This window comes from Dietzia sp. B44, from assembly GCF_014145245.1.
GTDB lineage: Bacteria > Actinomycetota > Actinomycetes > Mycobacteriales > Mycobacteriaceae > Dietzia > Dietzia natronolimnaea.
Genome location: NZ_JAALEF010000198.1, coordinates 1 through 4,383 on the forward strand (window position 1 = coordinate 1; position 4,383 = coordinate 4,383).

Annotated in this window: 5 protein-coding genes and 1 pseudogene; 2 read left to right on the plus strand and 4 right to left on the minus strand. The window is 72.1% G+C overall.

The features are described 5' to 3' along the window. Positions 1-171 precede the first annotated feature (171 nt). A complete protein-coding gene (locus tag G6017_RS07345) occupies positions 172-702 on the plus strand; it encodes a hypothetical protein (protein WP_182616726.1) in 531 nt (176 codons plus the stop codon). A gap of 9 nt (positions 703-711) precedes the next feature. Here the strand turns inward: G6017_RS07345 and G6017_RS07350 are convergent, their stop codons facing one another. From G6017_RS07350 to nadA, 3 genes are all read right to left on the minus strand, one after another. Next, positions 712-1,236, minus strand: coding sequence for a hypothetical protein (locus G6017_RS07350; protein ID WP_182616728.1), 525 nt, complete (start codon positions 1,234-1,236; stop codon positions 712-714). Positions 1,237-1,301: 65 nt separating this feature from the next. Continuing rightward, positions 1,302-2,189 (minus strand): carboxylating nicotinate-nucleotide diphosphorylase, encoded by an 888-nt coding sequence (gene nadC, locus G6017_RS07355; RefSeq protein WP_428202182.1) that lies wholly within the window; start codon positions 2,187-2,189, stop codon positions 1,302-1,304. Between the two features lie 11 nt (positions 2,190-2,200). After that, a complete protein-coding gene (nadA, locus tag G6017_RS07360; RefSeq protein WP_187700272.1) occupies positions 2,201-3,286 on the minus strand; it encodes a quinolinate synthase NadA in 1,086 nt (361 codons plus the stop codon). Positions 3,287-3,358: 72 nt separating this feature from the next. Between nadA and G6017_RS07365 the strand changes: the two genes are divergently transcribed. Continuing rightward, positions 3,359-4,078, plus strand: coding sequence for an NUDIX hydrolase (locus tag G6017_RS07365; protein WP_179525094.1), 720 nt, complete (start codon positions 3,359-3,361; stop codon positions 4,076-4,078). Between the two features lie 3 nt (positions 4,079-4,081). On the opposite strand, the pseudogene G6017_RS07370 reads toward G6017_RS07365, so the two are convergent. Then, positions 4,082-4,383: pseudogene (locus tag G6017_RS07370) on the minus strand (hypothetical protein); the annotation flags it as partial.

Consider the following 4,383-nt stretch of genomic DNA (forward strand, 5'->3'; position numbering starts at 1 on the left):
GGTGCGGGTCGGGCCCACCGGCTTCCTCGCCCGGGAGCTGCTGTCGGAGGTCCCCCGAGTCATGGCCGAGCTCTCGTCCTAGCGGCGCGTCCGTCAGAGCACACCGGGCGCACACCGGGCGCGCCCGCGCGACCGGCTGCATCCCGGCGCCGGGACTGGCAGGCTCGGGTCATGAGTTCGACTGACAAGATCCGTTCCGAGAAGATCCGTTCCGCCATCGACGCCGCCACCGACCCCGGGCCCGACGCGCTGGAACGCGCCCGCATGATCGTCGTGGACAAGCTCGGGGAGTGGGACAGTCTGGGGGTGGACGAGATCGTCGAATCGGTCTGCGAGGCCTACGAGGCCCCTTCGGGCGAGCCGCTGAGACTGGGCGACGTGGACCCCTCCGACCCCGATACGGACACCCCCGCGATGCGACACCTGCGGTACGCCCGGGCGGCCCGCACCGCGATCATCGATCTCGAGCGGGAGGGGGCGATCGTCGCGGTGGACGAGCATCCCGGCGACGCCGAGGCGGTCGACCTGACCGACGACCGGACCGGGGACGGCACCGCCGACGACGACCTCCACGACGACGACGAGGTCACCGCCGTCAAGGAGACCACGGGCCCGGCCGGCCGTGAGTCCGGTGCCGACGAGTTGGTCCTCAGCACCGGCCCGCGACCGCGGGGCCGGCGGTTCGCACTGGCCGCTCGCTGAGGGCCCTGCTCAGAGCGAGGTCGTGGTCTCCGGGTGGTCGGTCTCCCGGAGGGACTTCTGCGCGCCACCGGAGAGTGTGGACTCGCCGAGCCTGGCCTCGCGGTAACGGTCGGCCTGCGCCTGGGTGATCGCCTCGCGGGCGCCGTCCTTGGCGTAGCAGACCGGCAGCCACGCGCCCTGGGAGTCCAGGCGTGCCACTATCCGCTGGCGCAGGCGGAACGGCTGGATGGAGTCCGACCAGGCGACCAGCAGGTCCAGATCGGCCCCGCGGGCGTCCGGGAGCGAGTCGGTGGCGCAGAAGTGCTGGACGCTACGCCAGACGGCGAACTGCGCCCCGGTGACGGAGAGCGGGTCCACGGTGGCCGCCCTGGGCGAGCGCGCCGAGCGACTCCGGGCGGGCTTGCCGGGGGCGGGCCGTGGAGGCGGCGGTGAGGTGTTCTCCCCGGACTCCACGCGTCGGCGCGCCTCCGCCATCCGCTGCTGTCGGCGTTCCGCCGGAGTGCTCTTCTCGCTCGTGTCCCAGAAGCCCGTCATGTCATCAAACTTTACGCGGGTTCCGGCGACCCACACCTCACCCGAACGGCCGGGTGCGGTGGACCTCACATATCCAGGCCGAGGTCGAGGACCGCGACCGAGTGGGTGAGCCCGCCGACGGCGAGGAAGTCGACACCACAGCGCGCGTAGTCGGCGGCGACGTCCAGACCGAGGCCGCCACTGGACTCCAACCGGGTACGGGGTGAGATCGCGTTCCGACGCTGCACGGCCATCTGCGTCTGCCAGACGGGGAAGTTGTCCAGCAGGACCAGGTCCACGCCTGCGTCGAGCATCTGGTCGAGCTGCTCCAGGGAGTCCACCTCGACCTCGCAGGGCAGGTCCGGGAACCGCTCGCGCACGGCGGCCAGCGCCGGAACCACCCCACCGGCGGCCACCACGTGGTTGTCCTTGACCAGGACGGCATCCCCGAGGCCGAGTCGGTGGTTGACCCCGCCGCCGCAGCGGACGGCGTACTTCTGCAGCAGGCGCATGCCGGGCATGGTCTTGCGGGTGTCGCGCACGGCGCAGCCGGTGCCACTGAGCTCGTCGGCCCATGCCCGGGTCGCGGTGGCCACCCCCGAGAGATGGCACACGAGGTTGAGCAGTGTCCGCTCGGCGGTGAGCAGCCCGCGCGTCGGTGCGGTGATCTCGGCCACCACGTCGCCGGCCGAGACGCGGTCACCGTCCCCCGCGCTGAGCGTGACCGAGTAGTCGTCGCCGAGCACCTCGGTCAGGACCATCCCGATCAGCGGCAACCCGGCCACCACCCCGTCGGATCGGGTCGCGAGTCGTGCGGTGGCACGGGAGTCCGCGGGCACGGTGGCCAGCGAGGTGGCGTCCGGGCCGTAACGCAGGTCCTCCTCGAGGGCGCGCCTGATCGCGATCAGGGCGTCGGCACGGGTGTCGGGGTCGAAGAGCTCGTCGTCGTCTCCCCCGGATACCGGCGAACCCACGCCCGCGCCGGTCACTCCCCGGATCCCGGGTTGCCGATGGCGATCATCCGCTCGACGGACCCGCGCGCGGCCTCGGCCGTGGCGGGATCGACGTGCACTTCGTCGGCGCCCTCGACGAGCGCGCGCAGCAGCGCGGCCGGGGTGATCATCTTCATGTAGGGGCAGCTGGCCTGGTCGTTGACCGGGAGGAAGTCGATCTCCGGAGCCGCCTTGCGCAGCTGGTGGATCATCCCGATCTCGGTGGCCACCAGGACCTCGCGGGCACCCGAGGAGCGGGCGGCGTCGACCATCCCGCCGGTGGACAGGATCTTGACCTGATCAGCCGGCACGGCACCCTCGGTGGCGAGGTGCAGCGCGCTCGTGGCGCAGCCGCACTCGGGGTGGACGAACAGCTCGGCGCCCGGGTGGGCCTGCGACTTGGCGGTGAGCTGGTCACCGTTGATCGCGGCGTGGACGTGGCACTCGCCCGCCCACACGAGCACGTTGTCGCGGCCGGTCTTGCGCCGGACGTGCGCGCCGAGGAACTGGTCGGGAAGGAACAGCACCTCGCGGTCCGGGTCGATCGACTCGACCACCTCGACCGCGTTGGAGCTGGTGCAGCAGATGTCCGTGAGGGCCTTCACCGCGGCGGTGGTGTTGACGTAGGAGACCACCACGGCATCGGGGTGCTCGGACTTCCACTCCGCCAACTGCTCGGCGGTGATGGAGTCGGCCAGCGAACAGCCCGCCGCCTCGTCGGGGATGAGGACGGTCTTGTCCGGCGAGAGGATCTTGGCGGTCTCCGCCATGAAGTGGACGCCGCAGAAGATGATGGTCGACTGCTCGGCCTCCGCGGCGATGCGCGACAGGGCCAGGGAGTCCCCCACGTGGTGGGCGATGTCCTGGATGGCGGGGACCTCGTAGTTGTGGGCGAGGATCACCGCGTCACGCTCGCCGGCGAGGCGGCGGATCTCGGCGGCCCACTCCGCGTCGGGTTCGACGCCCGTGTACACCGCGCCGTCGTGGCGGATCCTCGTGGCGAGCGGCGAGTCGAGCCGTCCGACGGTGGTGTCGGGCCGTGGCGCGACCGTGGTGCCGTGTCCTGTGGCAGTGCTCATCGCTGCCCCCTCCCGGGTCGGTTCTGTGGGCCGATACGCCACCGGCCCTGTTTTCGACTTACAATCGAAAACATGATGCAGTGTAACACCGGTCACGAAGTGCTCGTCGTGGTGACCCAGGTGCGACCGGCGCCCGGTGCCACCGCGCCCACGCTCCACGTGATGCTCTGGCGGCACTCCCTCGGGCCCGCCGCCGGCCGGTGGGCGCTGCCCGGCGGTGAGGTCCGGGACGACGAGGACCTGCCCGCCTCCGCCACCCGGCAGCTCGCCGAGAAGGTCGACGTGCAATCGCTCAGCCACCTGGAATCCGTGGCGGAGTTCTCCGACCCGGGGCGCATACCCGGCCGACGCGTGTTCGCCTCCGGGTTCCTCGGCGTCCTCCCCAGCGACGCCGACCCGGCCATCCCCGACGACACGGCCTGGTTCCGGGTCGACCAGCTGCCCGACACCGTCTACGACCACGCGGAGATCGTCGCCCGCGCCCGCGCCCGCCTCGCGGCCAAGCTCTCCTACTCGACCCTGGGGTTCGCCCTGGCGCCCGTGGAGTTCACGCTGTCGTATCTCGCGCAGCTCTACGGCGCCGCCCTGGGCCACCCTGTGGATCCGACCAACCTGCAGAGGGTCCTCACCAGGCGGGGCGAGCTCGTGCGGTGCGGGCGCAGCGCGCCACCGGGGCCCTCGGGGGGTCGGCCCGCCGCGCTCTACCGCTTCTCCGAGCGCAGATTGCGGATAACCGACCAGTTCGCGACCCTCCGGCCGCCTGTCGACGCCGTCGCCGAGAACCGCCTGTAGAGCTCAGGCGAGCCAGTCCGGCGCAGCCGACTCCGGCCGCACTCCGTCGACCCCGTCACGCAACTCCGGCGAGTGGCTGAAATGGGCCAACACCGCGACGGTGAAGGCAGCGATCATCGCGCCGAAGACCAGCCATCCGGCCCCGGGCGGGAACCAGTCCCACGACGGCCCCGACGTCCCGTAGATCATGCGGTCGAAGAACAGCGCCCCCGCCGCCGGCGACTGCGCCACCACCGACCCGTACGGGGCGTCCTCCGCGGGCGGCGCCAGCAACGCGGCGAGCGGCGAGGCGGCCGCCGCGGCGA